Raw genomic sequence first — 22,673 nt, 5'->3', positions numbered from 1 at the left:
AAACTTTAAAACCCAAGTATCAGCTTGGCGATAGAAAAGTAAATAAGGATACCGCAAATATCGTTACTGGTGGTAATAAATGGACCGGTGGCAAGTGCCGGGTCGATACCCATTTTGTTTAAGAGGATTGGTATAAACGTACCTATAAGTGAGGCAATTATAATTACCGAGATTAACGATATGCTTACCGTTAGGCCAACTTCATAGCTAACTCCCAGCAGCAAATGGCTGCCGGCAATTAATATAAGGGCAAGTAACGAGCCGTTTAAAAGGCTTAGCAAGACTTCTTTTATTAAACGGTTAAACAACGAACCAGATATACTGTTATTCGCCAAACCCTGCACAATAATAGCGCTACTCTGCACACCTACGTTACCCGCCATCGCGGCAATAAGCGGCGTAAAGAAAAACAACTCCTTATGGTACTGCATGGCACCGCTAAAACTATTAAGCAGCTTTACACTAATAAAGCCACCCAATAGCGCCAATACCAGCCACGGCAGGCGTGCTTTGGTAAGGTCTATAATGCTGTCATCGGCCTCAACGTCCTGGGAGATACCCGCTGCTAACTGGTAATCCTTGTCGGCTTCATCCTTAATAACGTCTACAATGTCATCAATGGTAATACGGCCTACAAGGCGGCCCAGTTCATCTATAACAGGTATGGCCTCAAGGTCATACTTTTGCATGATACGGGCTACCTCAACATCGGGGGTTGTAACCTTAACCGAGTCTACTTTAGGAATATAAACCTCACTAATTGGGGTTTTGGTGCTTGTGGTAAGTAAGTCTTTTAACGAAAGGCGGCCTTTAAGGCGGTTCTCATCATCTACCACATATATTGAGTGTACCCGCTGAACGTTCTCTGCCTGTATGCGCATTTCTTTAACGCAGGTAAGTACTGTCCAGTTTTCATTAACTTTTACAAGCTCTTTACCCATAAGGCCACCGGCCGTATCTTCGTCATAACGAAGCAGGTCTACGATGTCTTTGGCGTGCTCTACGTCTAAAAGTTCAGAGATTACCTCTCCCTGGCGGCCTTCGGGTAATTCGGCAATAATATCTGCCGCATCATCCGTGCTAAGCTCATCCAGCTCTTCGGCAATTTCTTTAGGCGAAAGGCCTTTTAAGATCTTTTCCCTAACCTCTTCGTCAAGCTCAAGCAGTATTTCTGCCGTCTTTTCGCTGTCGAGTATGTGGAAAATGTAAATAGAATCAGCGTCATCCAGCTCACCCATTATTTCGGCAATATCGGCGTAGTGTATGTCAGCAAGAAGGGCCTGTAGCTCATTCTCACGGTTTTCACTAACATATTGCTCTATCTGGGTGATGAAATCCCTGCTGATCTTAAATTCCATTGGCCGCTATTTTTTGGGTAAGGTCTATAAATTGCTCCACGGAAAGTTGTTCCGGACGGAGGTCAAAGATAGTATCTTCCTTTAAATTTTCCGAGAGGTTGTATGTTTTTAAACTGTTACGAAGTGTTTTCCTGCGCTGGTTAAAAGCCATTTTTACCACAGCAAAAAACAGCTTTTCGTCTACCGGCAGGTGGTAGTTTTCTTTACGGGTTAAACGCAGTACCCCGCTCTTAACTTTAGGCGGCGGGTTAAACACATGTTCATCTACGGTAAAGAGGTATTCGGCCTCATAAAAAGCCTGTACAAGTACCGATAATATACCATAGGCCTTAGTGCCTTTTTTTTCGCAAATGCGCTGTGCCACTTCTTTTTGAAACATGCCCGAAAACTCCGGAATGCGGTAACGCAACTCCAGTGCCCTGAAAACGATCTGAGTAGAAATATTGTATGGAAAGTTACCGATAATAGCAAACTGGTCGTCTCCAAAATCTTCACTCAGGTTGTAGCGCAAAAAGTCTTTAGAGATAATGTGCCCTTCCAGTTTTGGGTAATGCGCATTAAGATATTCAACCGATTCAGTATCTATCTCGATAACAAAAGTTTCTGTTGGTTTGTCTAACAGGTATTTTGTAAGTACGCCCATACCGGGGCCTATTTCCAGTATTTTAGAATAGCCCTGCAGGGTAAGGGTATCGGCAATATCTTTTGCTATGCCCTCGTCTTTTAAAAAATGCTGCCCAAGGTGCTTTTTGGCTTTAACTTTATCCATGTGTATGTGTAACAGCCCGCACCATAACAGGCCAGGGCAGGTATATTGCTATACCGATTTAAATTCTTTTATAATTTCCAGCTCTGTACGGAACTGTAATATTTTATCGCCAAAAAGTCCTGCGCTTTCGGCACGCAACTTAGGCGAATGGTCGTTGTAATATTCGTTTAGTTTTTCGCGGCTATCGGCAAAATATTGTACCGAATAGGTAGTACCACCGTGTTGCTCGTCTCCCAATACCTTTACAATCTTTACTTTGTAAAATTTATCGGTAGCCATTATTTTAGGTATGTGATCTTCCATCATCCATGCCATCCATTTTTCATGAATGCTGTCGTCTACATTACTGGTTACGTTATAAATTATCATGGCAATATAGTTTGGTTGTTTGTGTAAGTAACAAAGATACTGCTAACTCCCGTTATGGCTTTATAAATTTATTGTAATTTTTATTGAAAGATTACAATAGCAGCTACAAATCCTGATAATCGCAATATTAACTGTTAGTATCACCCCTAAGCAGCCTGAACTGTTTGCGCGCCTCTATAAAGTAAATGCTGTCCTGGTGCTCAAACAATACCTTTTCATACAGGGGTTTAGCCTTTTCCGGCTGTTGCAGTTTTTTGTTATATATCTCTGCTGAGAAAAACAGCGCCTCATCTACATAAATACCTTCTTTATAGTTCTCTATAATTTTTTGGTACTGCTCCAGCGCAAGGTCGTTTTGCCCCTGGCTTTCGTATATTTTCCCAATGCGCAGCAGGGTAACATCCTGTATGCTCTTCGTCTGGTCGCTGGCCAATAGTTCTTTAAAACCGGCAAGCGCCTCGGCCTTTTTATTTTGATACAGCTTAAAATCGGCTTTTGCGAATTTTTTAAGTGCGGTTTGGGTGCTGTCTTCGGCGGTGTTGTCTATAATGAGCAGATAGATCTCCAGCGCATCATTGGCAATAAGCTGCGATGCATTACTTTTAAGCACTTTAAGTTGCTTTTCAGCCCATTTAAAATCGCCTTTAAAGTAACTGCTGCGTGCTACTTTTAAGCTCGCCATATGGCCCACAGCATCGTTTTTAAGGTCTTCTTCTATTTGCGCGTAGTATATAATAGCCTGGTTAAATTTTTCATCCAGCAACAAAACATCCGACAGTTTCATTTTAACCTCAGCCTGCTGGTATTTGCTCAGCTGTAGCTGAAGTGCTTTTTCTAACGTTGCAACCGCCAATTTGGTATCTTTTAAATGGAAAGCTTCAAAGTCGGCTTTTAGTATTTGCAGATCGAGCGAATACGGCGTAACACCATACTCGGCCATAAGGGTATCAATACGTTGCTTAAGGGCAGGGTAGTCTTTTTCCTGGGCTACTTCAATATCCATAGTGAGTAGATCAAATTGCGCCTGCATAAGCAGTTCCGGCTCTTTTGTATTTTGAAGGATGAACGCCAGTATTTCGCGTGCCGTGGCATCTTCATTTTCCTCCATCGCCATTTTAGAAAGGTTAACGATGTTGAAGAACATATCCGGGTCGCGCTTAAAAATCGCTTTCTCCTGGATAAACGCTTTGCCATATTCTTTTTGCTGCACAAAGAACCAGCTAAGGAACCGATTCCAGAATATATCCTGTGTTTTTTGGGTATTAAGTAAAAGCGCTTTGCGCAATGATGCGTTAAAGGTTTCATTACCGCCCTCCTCATTCATAAAACGCGAAAGCTGGTTTTGTACCACAACAAGGTTTTGCTGGTTGCTATAGCTGTACGCCAGCAGCTTTTCTATCATCAGGTCCATATTGCCAAGCTGACCTTGTAAGAGTGCCACCTGGTAATCAAAGTTCATACTTTTGTTTACGGCAGTGGCAGCATCGTAGGTTTTAATGGCTTGCTGAACCAGTACTTTTTGCTCGAACGTGTTGGCAACCGAATATACGTTAGACGGATTTTGGGCAACCGCATCAATGGCCTGTTTGTAAAATTTATCGGCTTTGGCCTGGTCTTTTTGGCGCTGGTAGTTGTAGCCGATCTCTACTAACAATAGTGGCTGACCCGTTTTATCGTACATATCGGCAAGGAGTTTACCTGCTTTATCAAACTGGTTAAGCTGTTGCTGTGATGCCGCTATCTTTTGAATGTAAAAAGTATTGCCCGGCTGGCTTTTTGCAAGCGCCTCATAAATTACAAGAGCTTTCTCAAACTCGCCTTTTTCAAAGTAGTTATAGGCAAGCTGTTCATTTTGGGCGAACGCCGAAAATGAGCAAACAAAGGCAATATATAGAAATAGTTTTTTCATCCCTCAGCACCATTTTTAGAACGCGGATGACGCTGATTAAGCGGATCTACGCAGATTTTATATAGAAACGTGTGTAATGGAATTTTAGCTTTCATGATATTAAAATCCGTGAAAATTTGTAAAATCCGCGTCATCCGCGTTACATCACACACGCTTAGTAACAAATATACTAATTTATTATATCAAATCCGGTATATGGCCTAAGTACCTCCGGTATAACAATACCTTCCGGCGTTTGGTAATTTTCTAATATACCGGCAAGTACGCGCGGTAATGCAAGCGAGCTTCCGTTAAGGGTATGCGCCAGGTGGTTTTTGCCTTCTTTATCTCTAAAACGCAGTTTAAGGCGGTTGGCCTGGAAGGTTTCAAAGTTAGAAACAGAACTTATCTCCAGCCAGCGGTCCTGCGCGGTTGAAAAGACTTCAAAATCGTACGTAAGGGCCGATGTAAAGCCCATATCGCCACCACAAAGGCGTAGTATGCGGTACGGTAATTTAAGCTCCTGCAACAGGTTTTTAACGTGCTCTACCATGCCATCTAAGGCTGCGTATGAGTTGTCAGGGTGCTCTATACGCACTATCTCTACCTTATCAAACTGGTGCAGGCGGTTAAGCCCCCTTACACTGGCTCCCCATGAACCTGCCTCCCTACGGAAACACGGCGTGTAGGCCGTTGCCATAACAGGCAGTTCGTTCTCGGCGAGTATAACATCCCTAAAAATGTTGGTTACCGGCACTTCAGATGTTGGTATAAGGTAAAGGTCATCAGCAGCATCGTGGTACATCTGGCCTTCTTTATCGGGCAACTGCCCAGTACCATAGCCTGACGCCTCGTTAACAAGGTGCGGCACCTGGTACTCGTTATAACCTGCATCTGTATTTTTGTCTAAAAAGTAAGCTATAAGCGCACGTTGCAGTTTGGCACCCTTACCCTTGTAAACCGGGAAACCGGGGCCGCTTATCTTAACGCCAAGCTCAAAATCTATAATATCGTATTTTTTAATCAGGTCCCAATGTGGTAATGCACCTTCAAAAAGTGTTGGTATGTCGCCTTCGCGGTGTATCTCAACATTCTCCTCCGGGGTTTTGCCTACCGGTACAATATCGGCAGGGGTATTAGGCAGTTTATAAAGCACTTGCGTTAATGCCTCGGTAGTAGTAGCAAGAATTTCAGAAAGCTCTTTGCTCTTTTCCTTAAACTGGCCGGTACGTTCTTTAAGCAGTGTAGCCTTGGCTTTTTCGCCTGCCTTCATCAATTCGCCAATATCTTTAGACAGCTTGTTGGATTCAGATAATATGGTATCCAGTTCTACCTGGGTGTGCCTCCTTTTTTCATCGAGTGCAATTACCTCGTCTACCAGCGGGGTTGCATCAAAATTGCGTTTACCCAGCGCCTGTATTACTTTGTCTCTGTTTTCCCTAATAAATGCTGTCTGTAACATGGTTGTCTTTTTTTATAAAGTGAGCAAATTTAATGATTTGTTTTAATTTTAGGGGTACTATTTTAAGCCTCGTTTACAACTTTAATATGCTAAAATACGTTAGTATGTAACATAGGCGTCTTTTTGTTGCTGTTTGGTTAAGCATTGCATAATTTACAACACAATTTCAGCCTTTTATATTTATATTTGATAAATTTTTTTTTGCTTATGAAAAACTTTACGCTTTTAATAGCAGGCCTTTTTAGTTTAGGATGCCTTGCACAGAATAATGATACCGACCTGAATACTATTGTTGAGGCCGAAATGAAATCAGGGCTTAACCTTATTAATTTTACAGCAAATATTAATACCGGTAATTATGATGTAACCCACCATACCCTTGAATTTACTGTAGACCCTGCCGAACAGTTTGTTACCGGTATTGTTACTACTACATTTACGGCCTTAGAAAACATGGAAACCATTACGTTTGATCTGGATGACAACCTTACCGTAAGTACTGTGACTAAAAACGGCACTGTGCTATCATTCGACCAAAATAATAATGATGAGCTTGTTATAACTTTCCCTACTATACAACAAGAAGGCACAGAGGGCACAGTGGTTATTCACTACTCTGGCGCACCATCATGGGAGCAGGAAGCTTTTGTAGCAGGATTCCACGGTGATTCGCCCGTTTTATGGACGTTATCTGAACCCTATGGGGCTAAAGACTGGTGGCCTTGCAAACAGGACCTTAACGATAAGGTTGATGACGGCATAGATGTTTACATAACTGCACCATCTCAATACGTTAGCGTTAGTAATGGCGTTGAGCAGTCCCAACAGGTAAATGGAAACGGCACTAAAACCACTTATTTTAAACATAACTATCCTATACCGGCCTATCTTATTGCCATAGCGGTTAGTAACTATTCGGTTTATACCATCCAGGCGGGTACGGCACCAAATACCTTTCCCATTGTAAATTATATTTACCCTGAGTTTTTGCCAAGTGTACAATCGCAATTAGACAGCACCGTGCCTATAATGGATTTTTATGAAGCTACGTTTGAAACCTACCCTTTTCACGAAGAAAAATACGGCCATGCACAATGCGGCTTTGGCGGCGGTATGGAGCACACAACCGTTTCTTTTATGGGCGGGTTTAGCCGTGAGCTTATTGCACACGAACTGGCACACCAGTGGTTTGGCGATAAAATAACCTGCGGCTCATGGAAGGACATCTGGCTTAACGAAGGTTTTGCCACCTACCTTTCCGGCCTTGTGGTTGAGGAGCAGGATGGCGATTTTGAATTCAGGAGCTGGCGCTTTAACAGAATATCCAGCATTACGGCCGCACCCGATGGCAGCGTTTACCTTACCGATAATGATACTCTAGACAGTGGCCGTATATTTAGCAGCAGGCTAACCTATAATAAAGGTGCTATGGTTGCCCACATGCTGCGCTTTAAACTGGGCGACACCGCTTTTTACCAGGCACTTAAAAATTACCTTGCTGATGCTAACCTTGCCTACGGTTATGCAAAAACTCCTGATTTACAGGCGCACTTGGAAGAGACATCGGGCGTTGAACTTGATGAGTTTTTTAACGACTGGGTGTACAATCAGGGATACCCATCCTATAATGCCGATGTGCTTAATACCCCCGGAACAGCATTACTAACGCTCAGCCAGGTACAATCGCACCCTTCGGTTGATTTTTTTGAAGGGCCTGTGCCTATACGATTTTACGGAGTGCAGGGTGAAGTGTTAGATTATGTGGCTAATCATACCGAAAATAACCAGCAATTTACTATCTCCGTACCTTTTACGATATCAAGCGTAGAAGTTAACGCCGATTATGATATTATTTCTGCTGCTAATACTGTTAGCTTAACCCTGGGTACAGATAAAGTTAGCCTGCTAAATAGTATTAAGCTGTATCCTAACCCAACATCTGGCCAGTTAAATTTACAATTACCTGCGGGTATAACTATAGAAGAAGCTGTTTTTTACAACACTCTGGGGCAGGAAGTTCTTAAAGGCGGCGGCGAAACAAGCTGGAATGTAAACAGACTTGCAAGCGGTATACACTTTATTAAACTGGTAACCAACCAGGGTAGTACGCAACTAAAATTTATAAAAGAATAAAGGAGTAATTAAGTAGCCACTGTACAAACAGGGTTATGATAAACCGGGAAATTGCAGGAATTAGCTATAAAACACATTTCGTGTGCCTGGGTATGCAGCTCTATGGCTTTATCTATCATAGCTGCATCCGGTAAGCCAACAACAGGATGAAGATCTACACGCGAAAAGCGGCCACCACCATTCTCAGTTTCCTCCATCAGGCCTTCAGCTTTATCGGTATAGCTTAGCACAATCACACCGGATACTGAACATAAGTGAAGGTACCAAAGCATATGGCAGGAGGATAATGATGCTACAAGAAGTTCTTCTGGATTATAGCGCGCACTGTCACCCCTAAAATTAGGGTCAGACGATCCTTTAATTTTAGGCTTGCCTTTTACCCACGCCTCAAACGCACGCTCATAAGCCGTGTATGTTTCGGTACCCTGGCCGGTATTACCCGTCCAGGTCGTAAGGATGTTATAATAATGCTTTACCATATATTAAATGTAGTAATTAAAACAATACTAAAAATGCAAAAGTCGCCTAAAAAGCGACTTTTGATATTTGAAAATGAACTATATACACTAATACACCCCGCGTATCTTCGCTTTTATCTTCGCATCATAAAGGTTGCGAAGCTCCAGCATTGTGACTTCATCAAACGGTTCAAGAGGGGATGCAGCGATGTTAGATGCTACCTGGCTTACCTTACTGGCACCCGGAATCACAGTAGTAATAGCCGGATGGTCTAATATCCATCTAATGGCCTGTTGTGGCAGGCTGTCATCGGGCAATAATCCCTTAATCGCCTCGGCAAACGCAACACCATCTTTAAACGGAACCCCGCTAAAAGTTTCACCTACATTAAAGGCGCCGCCATCGGCATTATAATTACGATGATCGCTTTCGGCAAAAGTAGTATCGTTGGTAAATTTACCGCTAAGCAATCCGCTTGCTAAAGGAACCCGCGCTATGAGGGCAACATTTTGCTCCTGAGCTTTAGCAAAAAAATCATCGGCAAGGTGCTGCCTAAAAAGGTTAAATATAATTTGCAGCGATGCCACATCTTTGTGCTCCAGGCAAATTAGTGCCTCTTCAGATGTTTCTACACTAACCCCAAAGTGCTTTATAAGCCCCTCCTGTTGTATTTTACGCAAATGGTCAAACACTTCGCCACGGCGCAGCTCATCAGTAGGTATGCAATGCAATTGCTCTAAGAATAACTGGTCTAAACCCAAATGGGTAAGCGAATCTTCTACATGGCGCTTAATGGCATCGTATGTAAAATTTTGAGGCCAGCCGTTGGTACCGTCGTGCCTGCGGCCAAGTTTAGTAGCTACAAAGAGAGGCTTATCTGTAGTTTTTAAAAATTCGCCTATGTATTTTTCGCTCACGCCCATACCATATACATCGGCGGTATCTATAAAATTACCACCTGCATTAGTATATGCTTGTAAAATTTCAAATGCCTGTCTATTATCCAGCACGCCCCAGTCGGCACTGCCCAGTTGCCATGTACCTAAACCAACCTCGGCAATAGCCTCTCCTTTAAAATCTCTATATTTCATTTTTTATGTCTTTTCATTTTTTGAAGCCCGAAGTTAATTAAATAAGCAATGAGGGTAAATAAATTTACCATTTATATAAAATACTTAATTATTGCTTAAATTTCAATCAATGAATTGTTAAGAGCATTATAAAATTTATGACATATCTTAATTTTGTTATATTTTGTGAGCAATTTTTAAAATACAAACACAATCCGCATAAAAATTTAGCATTGTAAGGCATGAAAGTACCTAAAAGATTAAACAACATACGAAAGAGATTAATGATACGCCTAACCAAAAATGTAGGCAGTGCATCGTATATTAAAAATCCAAATGCCGGTGTTAATAAAGATATTAAAAGAGTGCTTATAAGCAGGCCTAACGGCAGGCTGGGCAACATACTGCTTATTACACCCCTAATACAGGATGTTGTGGCAACCTTCCCTAATTGTAAGATAGACCTGTTTGTAAAGGGGGGACTGGCTGAAGTTGTTTTTAAAAATTACCCAAATGTAGATCGTATTATACAACTGCCCCGAAAGCCTTTTAATGAGTTGCTTAAGTATATAAACACCTGGATTAAAATTAAAAAGAAACGCTATGATCTGGTAATAAACGTGGTTCCGCACTCTTCATCTGGGAGATTATCGGCGCAATTTGCAAGGGCAGGCTTAAAGATATTTGGCGGTGCCGAAGGCCTTAGTGATAAATACCCTGATTACAACCATATAGCCAAGCACCCGGTTTACGACTTTAGGAACTTTTTAACGCAAATAGGGTTTGAAGAGAACACTGCACCCATACCACCGCTGGACTTAAAATTATCGGCCCAGGAGCTTGAGCATGGCAATGAGGTACTTAAAAACCTGGTAGATACAAATAAAAAAACACTCAGCATATTTACGTTTGCCACGGGTGCCAAATGTTACTCTGAGGATGCCTGGGAGTTGTTTTACAACCAGCTTTTAGAGCAATTCCCCAATCATAATATTGTAGAGATACTGCCTAAAGAAAACGTATCGCAAATAGACTTTAAAGCTCCTACATTTTATAGTAATGATGTTCGCGAAATTGCAGCTGTTATTGCCAGCACCGAAGCCTTTATTGGTGCCGATAGCGGCATTATGCACCTTGCAAGCGCATCATTAACCCCTACCATTGGCCTGTTTGGCTTTACCAACCCCGAAACCTTTGGGCCCTATGCTAACTACAGCACAGCTGTAGATACCCGCACTACAAGTGTAGAGCAATGGCTGGCCACTACCCGAAACATACTGGATAAAGCCAGGCAAACTGCGTATGCCCTTGGGCTGATCCCTCAAATAAAATCGGTTAAGAATTAATACCTGCTGCTATGCTTCGACTTGAAAGGACAGATTCTGATAATAAAGATTTTAGGTATCTGGTAAGTTTTCTGGATGAAGACCTTGCGGAGCGCGATGGCGAAGACCATAGTTTTTATGCGCAATTTAATAAAGTAGACCTGATTAAAAATGTGGTAGTAGCCTTTAATGATAACATTCCCGTGGGCTGCGGTGCTTTTAAGCTGTACAATGGCAGTGTCGCCGAGGTTAAACGAATGTATGTACTGCCCGACTATCGTAACAAAGGCATTGCCGGTAAAGTCTTAACTGAGTTGGAACAATGGGCTGCCGGACTCGGCTTTAATTCCTGCATTCTGGAAACCGGAAAAAAACAACCCGAAGCTATAGCACTCTACAAAAAAAGTGGTTACAATGCTATACCTAATTACGGTCAGTATGAAGGTATTGAGAACAGTGTTTGTATGCAAAAAGCTATAATCAATATTTAAAAAACTAATTTTCCTACCTATAAGTAAGTGCTATACTGCGATAGAAAAATATTATGATAATAATTATTTTAGTTAGGATTCCTTACTAAATTTGCAATGACAAATAAGTCAAACAACGTAAAAAAATTTATCATGGCAAAATCAGTTTTTTATCACGCAGGCTGCCCGGTTTGCATTAGTGCAGAGCAAGACATTATTGCACTTATTGGAGAAGATAATGTAGAAGTTGTTCACTTAGGCGATGCAAAAGACAGGATTGCTGATGCAGAAAATGCAGGAGTTAAATCGGTTCCGGCACTAATTACGCCTACGGGCAATGTACTACACATTAACTACGGCGCTTCTATAGATGAGGTTAAAGCCTAAATTAAATCTGGCGGCAGGCAGGGCCTGCCGCTTATTTCTTAAGATCAAATCATTAAAAAATAAACATTATGAAAGTAGCAGTTTGGGATACCTATATAACTAAAAAAGATGGTAGCGAGATGCATTTTGATATTCTTGCACCGGACGAAATAACCGACCTTGAAACCATTTACAGTTTTGGTAAAGATTACCTTGCCACAAAACAACAAGAAAGCAGTACATTAAGCGCACAGGAGTGCAATTTTTGCCACATGGAGCGCGCCACGCCGGCCATTGAAGAAGCTATAGTGGCAAAAGGTTATTACATTATAGAAATGGAAGGCTGTTAATATTTTTTACTTTAGCATTAAATTCATCTTACCAAAATCTGTTATGAAAAGCCTACGCATACATTACCTGCAACACGTATCTTTTGAAGGCCCCGGCTGTATTAGCGAGTGGGCACTAAGTAACAATCACGAGCTTACAAATACCCGATTATATAACGATGAGGCATTTCCCGCTATTGATGCTATAGACTGGCTTATTATTATGGGCGGCCCCATGAGCGCTAACGATGGCGATACCATTAACTGGATAAACAGTGAAAAAGAGTTTATTAGCAGTGCCATACAAGCTGGTAAAACAGTAATTGGTGTGTGTTTAGGCTCTCAGCTAATAGCATCGGTACTTGGCGCAGAAGTTTACCAAAATAAGCATAGGGAAATAGGCTGGTTTCCCATTTACGGCCCGGATAATGAAATCAATTTACTTTTTGATGAAACAGTACCTAAGGAAGTTTTTCATTGGCATGGCGAAACCTTTAGCCTTCCTGAGGGCACACAACTTTTAGCATTTAGTGAAGCATGCAAAAACCAGGCGTATTTGTATGGTGATCGTGTGCTGGGGCTGCAATTTCATTTAGAAGTTACCAAAGAATCTTTAGCGCAAATGATTACTTTTGGCAAAGAAGAATTAGATGGTGCAAAATATACCCAGCCGGCTGATTTTATATTGGCACAGGAGAACCTCATAGCCGGCAATAATGCGCTTATGTACCGCATCCTCAATCATTTTGCATCGAAACAATAAATTTATGTCGGTATTTAATCTTAACATACAAAACGAAAGCACCGGCAACAAGATAGTTGCAGGCCTGGAGCGGCTTTCGCATGTATTTAAGACCCTGCTGTGGGAAAAAGCAAAAGAATATGGCCTTAGCCCGGTACAAATCCAAATTATGATATTTGTGCACTACCATTCCCCCGAAAAAAATACGGTAAGCTACCTGGCAAAAGAGTTTAGTATTACCAAGCCTACCGTAAGTGATGCCGTAAAAATACTGGAGCAAAAAAAGCTGCTCCAAAAAATAAATGATGCGGCAGATTCACGGAGTTTTTATCTGCACCTTACCGATAGCGGCAAAAAAATAGTTCATGAAACCGAGGATTTCACCAACCCCATAAGCCACCTGTTATCAGGCATAAGCGGCGCAGAACAGGAGTTGCTTTGGGGCACTATTTCGGGGATTATAGTTAAGCTAAACCGTCAGGGTGTTATAAAGGTACAGCGCGCCTGCAAAAACTGCAGGCATTTTAGCATTGATGACAATACCTACTTTTGCGGATTGCTAAAACAGCCTTTAGCTATAGCCGATTTAAGGATAGACTGCCACGAGTTTAGCGAAGCCGTTTGAAAGTTATTAAAACCAACCGCAGTTCTAACCAAATAACAAAAGCAGCATAAAATATGCTGCTTTTGTTATTTGGTTAGAACAGTATTTAATCTTCAATTTCAGATGAAAGAGCCAGTTCTTTTTGGGCATCCAATGCCTCTAACCTGGCAACAAGAGATGCACGTACATCGGTATATGCATCACGGCCCATGGTAAGTCGCCTTGGTGCGGGAGTTACCTCAACCACATCTATCATAGCCTGAACGGTTACATTTACATCGCCTTTAATAGGGAAAGTACCCGCTGCAATAGCCCTGCGCACATCGCCGGCAGGTGTGGCATCATATGCCTCCATAACCGGAGCTGTAACCATGCCCGAAGCAAAAGCTGTTTTGTGGGCGCCGGGTTCAACAATGGTTACTCCAATATTAAAGGGCGCTACCTCCTGGGCAATCGTCTCACAAAAGCCTTCTACAGCCCATTTAGTGGTGTGGTAATAACTAAAGTTAGGATAGGTTGTTTGCCCTCCGGCTGAGGACAACTGCAGTATGTTTCCCCCACCCTGTGCACGCAAGTGCGGCAGTACAGCACGTATTACCTGTACAGAGCCTGTAATGTTAGTGGCTATCTGATGATCTATCTGTTCATCAGCGGCTTCTTCTACCGAGCAAAACAGGGCATAACCTGCATTGTTAACCACAACATCAATACGTCCAAGATCGGCGAAAGCCTTATTTACCACCTTTTTAATAGCGGTGGTATCGGTAACATCAAGAATGGCAACCCAAAGACGGTCGCCATATTGCGACTGAAGGTCGGCCAGTGCATCTTCTTTACGAACGGTGGCCGCCACGCGGTGGCCCTGTTGTAATAATTTTTCGGTAAGTATACGTCCTAATCCGGTTGAAGTACCGGTAATAAACCATGTTTTCATAAGAGGTGTTTTTAGTATTAAACAACACTACAAAATTACAGGAGGATGCAGGGCGAAGACGAACGTATTTCAAACCAAAGCAGGCGTAAATCAAACCGCATTGCGCAATGCTGAGGGTATTTGCCCGGTGTGTTTTTTAAAAGCCTTTGCAAAGTGTGTGGGTTCATCAAAACCTAAACAATAGCTTATCTGGCTGATGCTCCAGTTAGAATGTAGCAACAGGGCACGCGCCTCCTGCATGATGCGCTCGGTTATCAGTTGGCTTGTGGTTTTGCCCGTTACCGTTTTTAAAGCACGGTTTAAATAATTGGTATGTACCAATAGTTTATTGGCAAATGCCTGTGGGGTGTGTAGCATTATTTGTTGCATGGGCGTAGCCAGCGGAAACTGCCCTGCAAGCAGCATTTTAAACGAATCGGTTAATCGGGTAGCGGCAGTATGGGTACGCGATTGTATTTCGGGCTGAAGTTTTAAAGCACCGTGTATGCACTCCAGCACGTATAAAAACAACAGGTCGTATTTATTTTGGTAAGCTGAATCCTGCTCTTCTATCATTTTTAAGAACAGGGTTTCAAAACGTTCCTTTTCCTCGTTAGTCAGCATAAAAACCGACTGTGACTCGGCACCAAACACTGCCCAGTCCGATGGCCTCAGGTAGGTATGAATAGGTAAAAAGTCTTCGGTAAACATGCAGGCATAACCGTCGCAGCCACCGCTGTGTATTTCCCAGCGGTAGGGTATCTCGCTATTGGTAAAAATAAGCGCAAACTCTCCCGGTGCTATGGTATATTTCTTATCGTTATAAAAATAAGAAGCGTCGCCGGTAAGCAGCGATATTTTATAAAAATCTTTACGGCTGTATATGGTAGTGGCTTTTACATTTTCCTCGGTAAAATCGTTAAGCCGTAGCGCCACAAAGTGCCCGCCACCATGTGCCGACTGGGTTTGGTATGGGTATGCCGCAGCATAGTCGGCAAGCGTTTGCTGTTTGATCATACAGTAAAATTACGGAAAAAGCAGCACATTGCTGTAACTGGTTTTTATACAGTTACTGTTTTTTCCTTATTATAAAGAAGCAAAAACAATCCCGCTACAAATAGTGCACAGCTTAACACCATGTAAGTACCGTTTTTTAATATAAAAAATGAGTATCCTATTGCAGGCGCTCCCACAATAACCATTAAAGCGCTTATAGTATTGCTTTTAATAAAGTTAAATGCGTGCAGCGCTAACCCTACAAAAAGTAGCGATGGCCCAACAATGATAAAGGGAAATAAAATTGCAGGCGTATTACTTATATGTTCACTTAGTGCTTCCCTGGCTACATCGTCATCACCAAAGCTCCACATTATAAAGTCGATAGTGCAAAGGCCCACATGGGCAATGATACCTAATGTGGTTAAAAAAGATGCTACAGTGCAAAGTTTGTTTTTTGGAAATATCCTATTGAAAGAAAAAAGCAATACTGCCCCTATTAAATTGAACCAGTGTGCAAAATCTATCGGTTCCTGAAAATAGGCTAATTTAGAACCCTGCGAGAACATGATATAACTCACAAAGAAGAATGATAATCCGATTGTGCAAACAGCTTTTTGGCTCATATTTTATTGGTTAAATGTATTGTTCTGGGCCCACTGCCAATCTTGGTATCTGTTGTGGCAAGCGTATCATGATTGTTTTAGCAAACGAATATAAACAAAAAAAAGCAGCGCATTACTGTACTGCTCATATTACCATTATAGAATCTTTTGAATTTCCAGTATCGTTCCGATAGCAATTGCTGTAGGATAGGTCTCTATTTTAAAATTTACACCTACATTTATTTTACCTTCTAAAAAATCACGTGGTACTATCGATATACTAACTACATCCTTATTTTCAAATTCAATTTGAATATTGCCTGTTTCAATCTGGCATGGGGTTGTTTTTGTATCACCGGCAATCCAAAAAGATGTACGCACTTTATTCAATATAGGAAAGCCGAATGCTTTTTTGGCACTCTCTAAAAATTGTAGTTCTGATAAGATAGATAGTGCTTTCATAGGTCAAATTATATAAGGCCAATATATTCGTAATCTATTATTAAGGAATAAGCAGGATAAAAACAAAAAGCCACTCCATTAAGAGTGGTTCATACCGCAATTACATAATGTTTTTAATAAATAAAAGCAATAAACATAAGAGGGGTAATCCCATACAACATAAAAGGAAATTTAGAATATACCTGCCATTCTTAAATTCATATTTTTAAGTAATACATCATATGTTTTTTTATAAAAAATTAAAAAATAATTGATTAAAATAAACGGCATAGAAAAAAGTGAAATACTTTCGAATAAATCACACCATGGCTTTGCAATGTAATTATCTAAATTTAATGTATGAAAACTAAAGCCTAAAACATCATGTTCAAATATTGCCATAAACACCATAAAAACGACTCCCATCCAAAAAGATATTGTGATTAACGTTTTGGACTTCCACATATAATCGTCAAAGTTCCTTATCTTAGTTATGGCATCGACCCCAATTTTATAATACAGTTGCATAATAGTTAACGATCCTGAGAATATAGGTGTAGGTTACGTCCGAATGTATAAATACCTTAAATGGCAATAGGTTAAAATAAAAAAAACCGGAAAAAAGATGATTTCTCACTCCTTTCCGGTTTTGTAGCCTCGCCAAGAATCGAACTTGGATCAAAAGTTTAGGAAACTCCCATTCTATCCGTTGAACTACGAAGCCTAATAAAAAAGGCCATCATTTCTGATAGCCTTTAAAAGCTCCCCCTCTTGGGCTCGAACCAAGGACCCTCTGATTAACAGTCAGATGCTCTAACCAACTGAGCTAAGGAGGAAACTGTATATGTTATGGCATTTTGTGGCTATTGCCAGTATACATACCTTTTGTTTTAAAGAACTTTCGCAAGGCATAATATGTTGCCTTTATTGCGGTGCAAATATATAACGATTTTTAATTATCGCAAACAAAAAATGCAAAAATTTAAAAGAATTTTCGCTCTATGATTTGGTAGATGTCTTTACCAAAAACTAACGCCATGAGCGTAAGCAATATAACCATACCAACGGTTTGCACAACACCGGCTGCTTTATCGCTTAATTTTCGGCCTGTAACCATCTCTGCAATGGTAAATATAGCATGGCCGCCATCTAAACCCGGTATTGGCAGGATGTTCATAAAGGCAAGGCCTACAGAAAACAGGGCTGTAAACGTCCAGAAGAACTCCCAGTTCCACGTTGTGGGTAATTTTGACGCTATTCCCACTACGCTTGTTACCTGCTTGTACGCGCCTGTAGAGGGGCGCAGGATAAGCTTAAATTGTTTTACATTGTATACAATTTGGTTATACGACTCTTCCATAGCCTTTGGCATGGCACTAAAAAAGTTGTAATGTTCTGTTACCACATAGTTGGTAGTATCGGTAGAGCGCTGTACAAGCCCAATAATACCTTCTTTATTAACATTAACCGGTACATCAACAGCTTTATTACCCCTTATAAGGTTAAGGGTTATGTGCTTTTCTTTGTTTTTAAAGGCAGCCTCGCTAAGTTGCGACAGGTATTTAAGCTTAGCACCGTTAACACCTACAATGGTATCGCCCTTTTTAAGTCCGGCTTTTAGCGCGTTAGATTCCGGTGCTATAGAGTCTATAACCGACTTATCTACTTTAGCATGAATAAAATCTCGGCCTTCTTTTTCCAGTATTTCTTTTTTATCGGCATCACTAAGGTGGATATCCACTTTCTGGCCACCACGTTCTACCACAATATCATCGCCTAAAAGTATATCAAGCAGCATCCTGTCAAAACGCGGCTGGTATTTACCGTCTACGCTCAACACTTTGTCGCCGTCCTTAAAGCCTACCTTCTGGCCTACCTCGCCAAAGGTAAGTCCGTCCTTTTGCATCATCTCTGTCGAGATGTATTTTTTACCGTAGGTGCTGTACATAGTAGTATAAATAAGCCATGCAAGCAGTATGTTTACAATAATACCACCTAACATTATTATAAGCCTTTGCCATGCCGGCTTAGAGCGGAACTCCCACGGCTGTGGGTCGGTTTTCATCTGGTCGGTATCCATGCTTTCGTCTATCATCCCTGATAGTTTTACATAGCCCCCCAGCGGAAGCCATCCCAGTCCCCACTCAGTTTCGCCTATTTTCTTTTTAAATAACGAGAAGCCCGCATCCATAAAAAGGTAAAACTTTTCTACCCTTACCTTAAACATCTTAGCGGTTATGTAGTGTCCAAATTCGTGCAGTATTACCAGTATAGAAAGCATTAATAATAACTGGGCAATCTGTATGAGTGTATCCATTTTTAAATTTTAGTATGGTATAAATAAACGCACAAAAATAGTGTTTTCTGATTTACCACTGTATTTTAATTTGTTGCACCTGTTTAAATGTTTGTTAATAATTAAAATTGGGTTTCGTATTTAAGCATTGTAAGGTAACTTTACAATTAGTAACTTTATTTCGTAAGATAATTCAGTACTAATTTTTCCACCAAAATACTATACGGCGGCAAGCCAAACGTTTGGCCCATCCTTAACCACTATCAAACTATGTCACACTTATTTTCTATACTACAGCTTAAGAGCCTTATTTTAAAGAACCGCATTGTGGTATCGCCCATGTGCCAGTACTCTGCCGAAGACGGCTTTGCTAACGACTGGCATCTGGTACACCTTGGGGCACGCGCCATAGGCGGGGCATCGCTTATTATACAGGAAGCCACGGCTGTATCGCCCGAGGGCCGTATATCGCCTTGCGACCTGGGTATCTGGAGCGATGCCCATATTGAAAAATTTAAACAGATAACCCATTTTATACTGCAGCACAATGCGTTTCCCGGCATACAGCTGGCACATGCAGGCCGTAAGGCAAGTACCACCCCGCCGTGGCAGGAGGGCCGCAAGCTTACACTCGAAGAAAATGGCTGGCACACCTATGCGCCAAGCCCCATCCGTTACCAGGACGATGAGGAATTTGCCCCTATAGAACTGGATAAAGCCGGTATTGAAAAAGTAGTAGCCGACTTTAAAGCTGCCGCCAAACGTGCCTTAGATGCGGGTTATAAAGTGGTAGAGCTGCATGCCGCACACGGCTACCTTATCCACCAGTTCCTGTCGCCACTTACCAATGAGCGTACCGATGAGTACGGCGGCAGTTTTGAGAACCGCATCCGCCTGCTGCTTGAAATATTAGAGGCCGTGCAAACCGAATGGCCTGCAGACCTGCCTTTGTTCGTGCGCATTTCGGGTACCGACTGGGCCGAGGGCGGCTGGAACGAAGATGAATCGGTTGAACTGGCAAAGATACTTAAACATAAAGGTGTAGATATTATAGATTGCTCATCGGGCGGGAACGTATACTGGCAAAAAATTCCGGTTGGCCCCGGATATCAGCTACCCATTGCCGAACGCGTTAAAAAAGAAGCCGGCGTTTGTACCGGTGCCGTTGGGCTTATTACGGATGCACAACAGGCCGAAGACATTATTAAGAACGGCCAGGCCGATTTAGTGCTTTTTGCCCGAGAATCGTTACGCGACCCTAACCTTGCCCTAACATTTGCCAATGAACTTAATGCTAAAATAATATGGCCTAAGCAATACGAAAGGGCAATCCCGAGGAAGGGGTAAAACAGTTTTCAGTCGCAGTCACAGTTTTCAGGGCACAGTGTGTCATTTTGAAAGGAAAAATCTTGTATAATCAGGCCTCACCCCCAACCCTTCTACACCCGAGCGCAGCGAACTGGCGAAGCACAGGAGAGGGGATCCGTAAACGGGTACAGTTTGGTAATCCAATATTGATGTATTCAAAACAATCGAGTGTAGCTCCTCCCTCTCCTTTGGAGAGGGCTGGGGTGAGGACAAAAACCTCTACTAATTAGTTTTGATCCAAATAATAAATTAATACAATAATGCAACAAATTAAAACAGCGCTGCTTTCTTACGGTATGTCGGGCAAAGTGTTTCATGCCCCATTTTTAACCCTGCACCCGGGCTTTGAGCTTTTGGGCGCGTGGGAACGCAGCAAACACCTTATTCAACATGATTATCCAACTGTAAAAAGCTACACCAGCTTAGAAGAGATTTTAGCCGGCGATGCTGATTTGGTAGTAGTAAACACTCCCGTAGACACCCATTTTGAATATGCCAAAAAAGTGCTGGAGGCAGGTAAGCACGCCCTTGTAGAAAAAGCGTTTACCACCACCGCTGCCGAAGCGCAGGAACTCCGCGACCTGGCTAAAGCCAAAAACCTAAAGCTAACCGTTTACCAAAACCGCCGTTGGGATAGCGACCTTCAAACCGTTAAGATCGTGCTGGACCAAAATCTGTTAGGCGATATTGTAGAGGCCGAGATCAGGTTCGACCGCTATAATCCTAACCTTAGCCCTAAAGCGTGGAAAGAAGGCGCCAACGCCGGTGCCGGAGTGCTAAAAGACCTTGGCCCACACATAATAGACCAGGCATTGTACCTTTTTGGCTACCCCGAAGCGGTTTGGGCAGATATCCGTACACTGCGCGAAAATTCGCAGGTAGATGATAACATTGATATATTGCTGTACTACCCTGATAAAAGGGTACGCCTGCATGGCGGGTTCTTTAACCGCGAGATGCTGCCTGCCTATGTGTTACAGGGCCGCAAAGGCAGTTTCTTTAAAATGCGTGGTGATGTGCAGGAAGACACCCTTAAAACCGGAGCCAAACCTAACACGGACGACTGGGGTACGGAAGCCGCAGGCATGGAAGGCATCCTGAATACCGAGATTAATGGCCAAGTGGTAAGGAAAACCATCCCAACCCTTAAAGGTAATTACTACGATCTTTTCGATGGAATTTATAAGTCGGTTACAGAAGGCACGGTTGAACCCGTTACCGCCGAGGATGGCCTGCGTACCATGAAAATTATTGATGCGGCAATAGCCAGCAGCGAGCAAAAACAAGTTATACAACTATAACACCTCCCCGCATGGAAATAGAATTTACCTTCAGCATTATAGAAATTTTAATAAGCATTTTAATAACCCTTATAGGGCTAACCCACTTATACATTATGTGGTTTGAAATGTTTGCCTGGGAAACCCGCGGCCCTAAGGTTTTCAGGAACTTTCCGCGTGAGTTGTTCCCTAAAACCAAGGCGCTTGCCGCCAACCAGGGTTTGTACAACGGATTTTTAGCCGCAGGGCTTTTCTGGACATTTTTTATTAATGATGAAAAGTGGCATAATAACATTGCGCTCTTCTTTTTAGGGTGCATTGCCATAGCGGGAATCTATGGGGCGCTAACTGCCTCTAAAAAAATATTTTTTGTGCAGGCGCTGCCTGCCCTACTAACCATTGCCCTGATCTTATCGGGGTTGAAATTTTAATTTTTATGGAAAAAAGACAATTAGGATCTACCGATTTACACGTGTACCCCATAGCCTTTGGCGGTAATGTTTTTGGATGGACAATAGATGAGAAACAATCTTTTGAGATACTGGATGCCTTTACCGGCACCGGTTTTAACTTTATAGATACGGCCGATGTTTACTCCCGCTGGAAACCCGGTAACGAGGGTGGCGAGAGCGAAACCATTATTGGCAACTGGCTTAAAAAGAACAACAACCGCGAGAGCGTTATCATTGCCACTAAAGTGGGCAGCGATCTTGGCAACGGTAAAAAAGGCCTTAAAAAAGAGTACATACTTAAAGCGGCTGAAGATTCGCTTAAGCGTTTAAAAACAGATTATATAGACCTGTACCAAACACATTTTGATGACGAAAACACCCCTATTGAGGAAACCCTTGAAGCCTACCAGCAATTAATTAAAGAGGGTAAGGTGCGCCACATTGGGGCATCGAATCTTTCGCCGGAGAGGCTAAAAGCTTCGTTAGAGATTTCAGCTGAAAACAGTTTGCCGGCTTACCAAACCTTTCAGCCGGAATATAATTTATACGAAAGGGAAAAGTTTGAGAACGGGCTGGAGCCTCTTTGCCTGGGCAATAACCTTGGCGTGATCACTTATTTTTCGCTTGCCAGCGGATTCCTTACCGGTAAATACCGCACTAAGGATGATTTGGGCAAAAGTGCCCGTGGCGGCGATATGGACAAGCATTTTAACGACCGTGGCTTTAAGATACTTGCCGCGTTAGACGAGGTTTCCAAGTCGCTAAACACCACACCGGCAACTGTGGCACTGGCATGGTTAATTCACCGTCCGTCGGTTACAGCGCCCATTGTAAGCGCTACCAGCATCAAACAATTGGATGCCATTATAAAAGCACCTGACCTTGCCATAACTGCCCACGAAATTGAATTGCTAACGCAGGAGAGTGCGTGGTAGGCCGCGCATTTTAGAGTTGCGGGTTTAGAGTTTAGGGTTGCCT

Annotated in this window: 23 protein-coding genes and 2 tRNA genes; 11 read left to right on the top strand and 14 right to left on the bottom strand. The window is 42.3% G+C overall.

Going from position 1 to position 22,673, the window contains the following annotated elements:
• Window positions 1-5: 5 nt before the first annotated feature.
• From mgtE to serS, 5 genes are all read right to left on the bottom strand, one after another.
• Window positions 6-1,358: a magnesium transporter gene (gene mgtE / locus FMM05_RS16390; protein ID WP_143374481.1), complete on the bottom strand. Its 1,353-nt coding sequence runs from the start codon at window positions 1,356-1,358 to the stop codon at window positions 6-8.
• On the bottom strand, window positions 1,348-2,127 hold the full coding sequence (rsmA, locus tag FMM05_RS16385) for a 16S rRNA (adenine(1518)-N(6)/adenine(1519)-N(6))-dimethyltransferase RsmA (protein WP_143374480.1): 780 nt from the start codon (window positions 2,125-2,127) through the stop codon (window positions 1,348-1,350). The genes mgtE and rsmA overlap by 11 nt, the downstream gene beginning before the upstream one ends.
• Before the next feature lie 48 nt (window positions 2,128-2,175).
• A complete protein-coding gene (locus FMM05_RS16380) occupies window positions 2,176-2,496 on the bottom strand; it encodes a DUF4286 family protein (protein WP_143374479.1) in 321 nt (106 codons plus the stop codon).
• A 127-nt stretch (window positions 2,497-2,623) separates the two neighbouring features.
• A complete protein-coding gene (locus tag FMM05_RS16375; protein WP_143374478.1) occupies window positions 2,624-4,405 on the bottom strand; it encodes a tetratricopeptide repeat protein in 1,782 nt (593 codons plus the stop codon).
• 169 nt (window positions 4,406-4,574) lie between these two features.
• A complete protein-coding gene (serS, locus tag FMM05_RS16370) occupies window positions 4,575-5,846 on the bottom strand; it encodes a serine--tRNA ligase (RefSeq protein ID WP_143374477.1) in 1,272 nt (423 codons plus the stop codon).
• A gap of 207 nt (window positions 5,847-6,053) precedes the next feature.
• Here serS and FMM05_RS16365 point away from each other — a divergent pair, with 207 nt between their 5' ends.
• A complete protein-coding gene (locus FMM05_RS16365) occupies window positions 6,054-7,979 on the top strand; it encodes a M1 family aminopeptidase (protein ID WP_143374476.1) in 1,926 nt (641 codons plus the stop codon).
• Window positions 7,980-7,987: 8 nt separating this feature from the next.
• Here the strand turns inward: FMM05_RS16365 and FMM05_RS16360 are convergent, their stop codons facing one another.
• Both FMM05_RS16360 and FMM05_RS16355 read right to left on the bottom strand, forming a co-directional pair.
• Window positions 7,988-8,458 (bottom strand): OsmC family protein, encoded by a 471-nt coding sequence (locus FMM05_RS16360; protein WP_143374475.1) that lies wholly within the window; start codon window positions 8,456-8,458, stop codon window positions 7,988-7,990.
• Between the two features lie 87 nt (window positions 8,459-8,545).
• Window positions 8,546-9,529, bottom strand: a complete 984-nt coding sequence (locus tag FMM05_RS16355; RefSeq protein ID WP_143374474.1) for an aldo/keto reductase — start codon at window positions 9,527-9,529, stop codon at window positions 8,546-8,548.
• A 263-nt stretch (window positions 9,530-9,792) separates the two neighbouring features.
• On the opposite strand from FMM05_RS16355, the gene FMM05_RS16350 reads away from it, so the two are divergent.
• The 6 genes from FMM05_RS16350 (at window position 9,793) to FMM05_RS16325 (ending at window position 13,365) form a co-directional block, all read left to right on the top strand.
• Window positions 9,793-10,854, top strand: coding sequence for a glycosyltransferase family 9 protein (locus FMM05_RS16350; protein ID WP_235894421.1), 1,062 nt, complete (start codon window positions 9,793-9,795; stop codon window positions 10,852-10,854).
• 11 nt (window positions 10,855-10,865) lie between these two features.
• Window positions 10,866-11,324: a GNAT family N-acetyltransferase gene (locus FMM05_RS16345; protein ID WP_143374472.1), complete on the top strand. Its 459-nt coding sequence runs from the start codon at window positions 10,866-10,868 to the stop codon at window positions 11,322-11,324.
• A 132-nt stretch (window positions 11,325-11,456) separates the two neighbouring features.
• Window positions 11,457-11,690 (top strand): thioredoxin domain-containing protein, encoded by a 234-nt coding sequence (locus FMM05_RS16340; RefSeq protein WP_143374471.1) that lies wholly within the window; start codon window positions 11,457-11,459, stop codon window positions 11,688-11,690.
• A 68-nt stretch (window positions 11,691-11,758) separates the two neighbouring features.
• Complete coding sequence (locus FMM05_RS16335; protein ID WP_143374470.1) at window positions 11,759-12,019, top strand: DUF2024 family protein; 261 nt, start codon at window positions 11,759-11,761, stop codon at window positions 12,017-12,019.
• A 43-nt stretch (window positions 12,020-12,062) separates the two neighbouring features.
• Complete coding sequence (locus FMM05_RS16330; protein WP_143374469.1) at window positions 12,063-12,761, top strand: type 1 glutamine amidotransferase; 699 nt, start codon at window positions 12,063-12,065, stop codon at window positions 12,759-12,761.
• Between the two features lie 4 nt (window positions 12,762-12,765).
• On the top strand, window positions 12,766-13,365 hold the full coding sequence (locus tag FMM05_RS16325; protein ID WP_143374468.1) for a MarR family winged helix-turn-helix transcriptional regulator: 600 nt from the start codon (window positions 12,766-12,768) through the stop codon (window positions 13,363-13,365).
• Between the two features lie 85 nt (window positions 13,366-13,450).
• On the opposite strand, the gene FMM05_RS16320 is transcribed toward FMM05_RS16325, so the two are convergent.
• The 7 genes from FMM05_RS16320 to rseP form a co-directional block, all read right to left on the bottom strand.
• Complete coding sequence (locus FMM05_RS16320; protein ID WP_143374467.1) at window positions 13,451-14,278, bottom strand: SDR family oxidoreductase; 828 nt, start codon at window positions 14,276-14,278, stop codon at window positions 13,451-13,453.
• A 90-nt stretch (window positions 14,279-14,368) separates the two neighbouring features.
• Complete coding sequence (locus tag FMM05_RS16315; RefSeq protein ID WP_143374466.1) at window positions 14,369-15,274, bottom strand: helix-turn-helix domain-containing protein; 906 nt, start codon at window positions 15,272-15,274, stop codon at window positions 14,369-14,371.
• 44 nt (window positions 15,275-15,318) lie between these two features.
• On the bottom strand, window positions 15,319-15,879 hold the full coding sequence (locus FMM05_RS16310; protein WP_143374465.1) for a hypothetical protein: 561 nt from the start codon (window positions 15,877-15,879) through the stop codon (window positions 15,319-15,321).
• A 135-nt stretch (window positions 15,880-16,014) separates the two neighbouring features.
• Window positions 16,015-16,320 (bottom strand): hypothetical protein, encoded by a 306-nt coding sequence (locus FMM05_RS16305; protein WP_143374464.1) that lies wholly within the window; start codon window positions 16,318-16,320, stop codon window positions 16,015-16,017.
• Between the two features lie 631 nt (window positions 16,321-16,951).
• A tRNA-Arg gene (locus FMM05_RS16300) sits at window positions 16,952-17,023 on the bottom strand.
• Between the two features lie 38 nt (window positions 17,024-17,061).
• Window positions 17,062-17,135, bottom strand: a tRNA-Asn gene (locus FMM05_RS16295).
• 146 nt (window positions 17,136-17,281) lie between these two features.
• Window positions 17,282-18,616 carry an RIP metalloprotease RseP gene (gene rseP / locus FMM05_RS16290; protein ID WP_143374463.1) on the bottom strand — a complete coding sequence of 445 codons (1,335 nt, stop codon included), beginning with the start codon at window positions 18,614-18,616 and terminating at the stop codon, window positions 17,282-17,284.
• Window positions 18,617-18,865: 249 nt separating this feature from the next.
• On the opposite strand from rseP, the gene FMM05_RS16285 reads away from it, so the two are divergent.
• From FMM05_RS16285 to FMM05_RS16270, 4 genes are all read left to right on the top strand, one after another.
• Window positions 18,866-19,942, top strand: a complete 1,077-nt coding sequence (locus FMM05_RS16285) for an NADH:flavin oxidoreductase/NADH oxidase (RefSeq protein ID WP_143374462.1) — start codon at window positions 18,866-18,868, stop codon at window positions 19,940-19,942.
• Window positions 19,943-20,223: 281 nt separating this feature from the next.
• Entirely contained in the window at window positions 20,224-21,264 is a 1,041-nt protein-coding gene (locus tag FMM05_RS16280; RefSeq protein ID WP_143374461.1) for a Gfo/Idh/MocA family oxidoreductase, read from the top strand.
• Between the two features lie 38 nt (window positions 21,265-21,302).
• Window positions 21,303-21,674, top strand: coding sequence for a DUF1304 domain-containing protein (locus FMM05_RS16275; RefSeq protein WP_143374542.1), 372 nt, complete (start codon window positions 21,303-21,305; stop codon window positions 21,672-21,674).
• Between the two features lie 5 nt (window positions 21,675-21,679).
• The gene (locus FMM05_RS16270; protein WP_143374460.1) at window positions 21,680-22,630 is read left to right on the top strand and encodes an aldo/keto reductase; all 951 of its coding nucleotides are present in this window, start codon (window positions 21,680-21,682) and stop codon (window positions 22,628-22,630) included.
• Window positions 22,631-22,673: the final 43 nt, after the last annotated feature.

Origin of the sequence: Flavobacterium zepuense (assembly GCF_007097145.1) — a bacterium.
Lineage (GTDB): Bacteria > Bacteroidota > Bacteroidia > Flavobacteriales > Flavobacteriaceae > Flavobacterium > Flavobacterium zepuense.
This window is presented reverse-complemented; position numbering and strand designations above follow the sequence as displayed.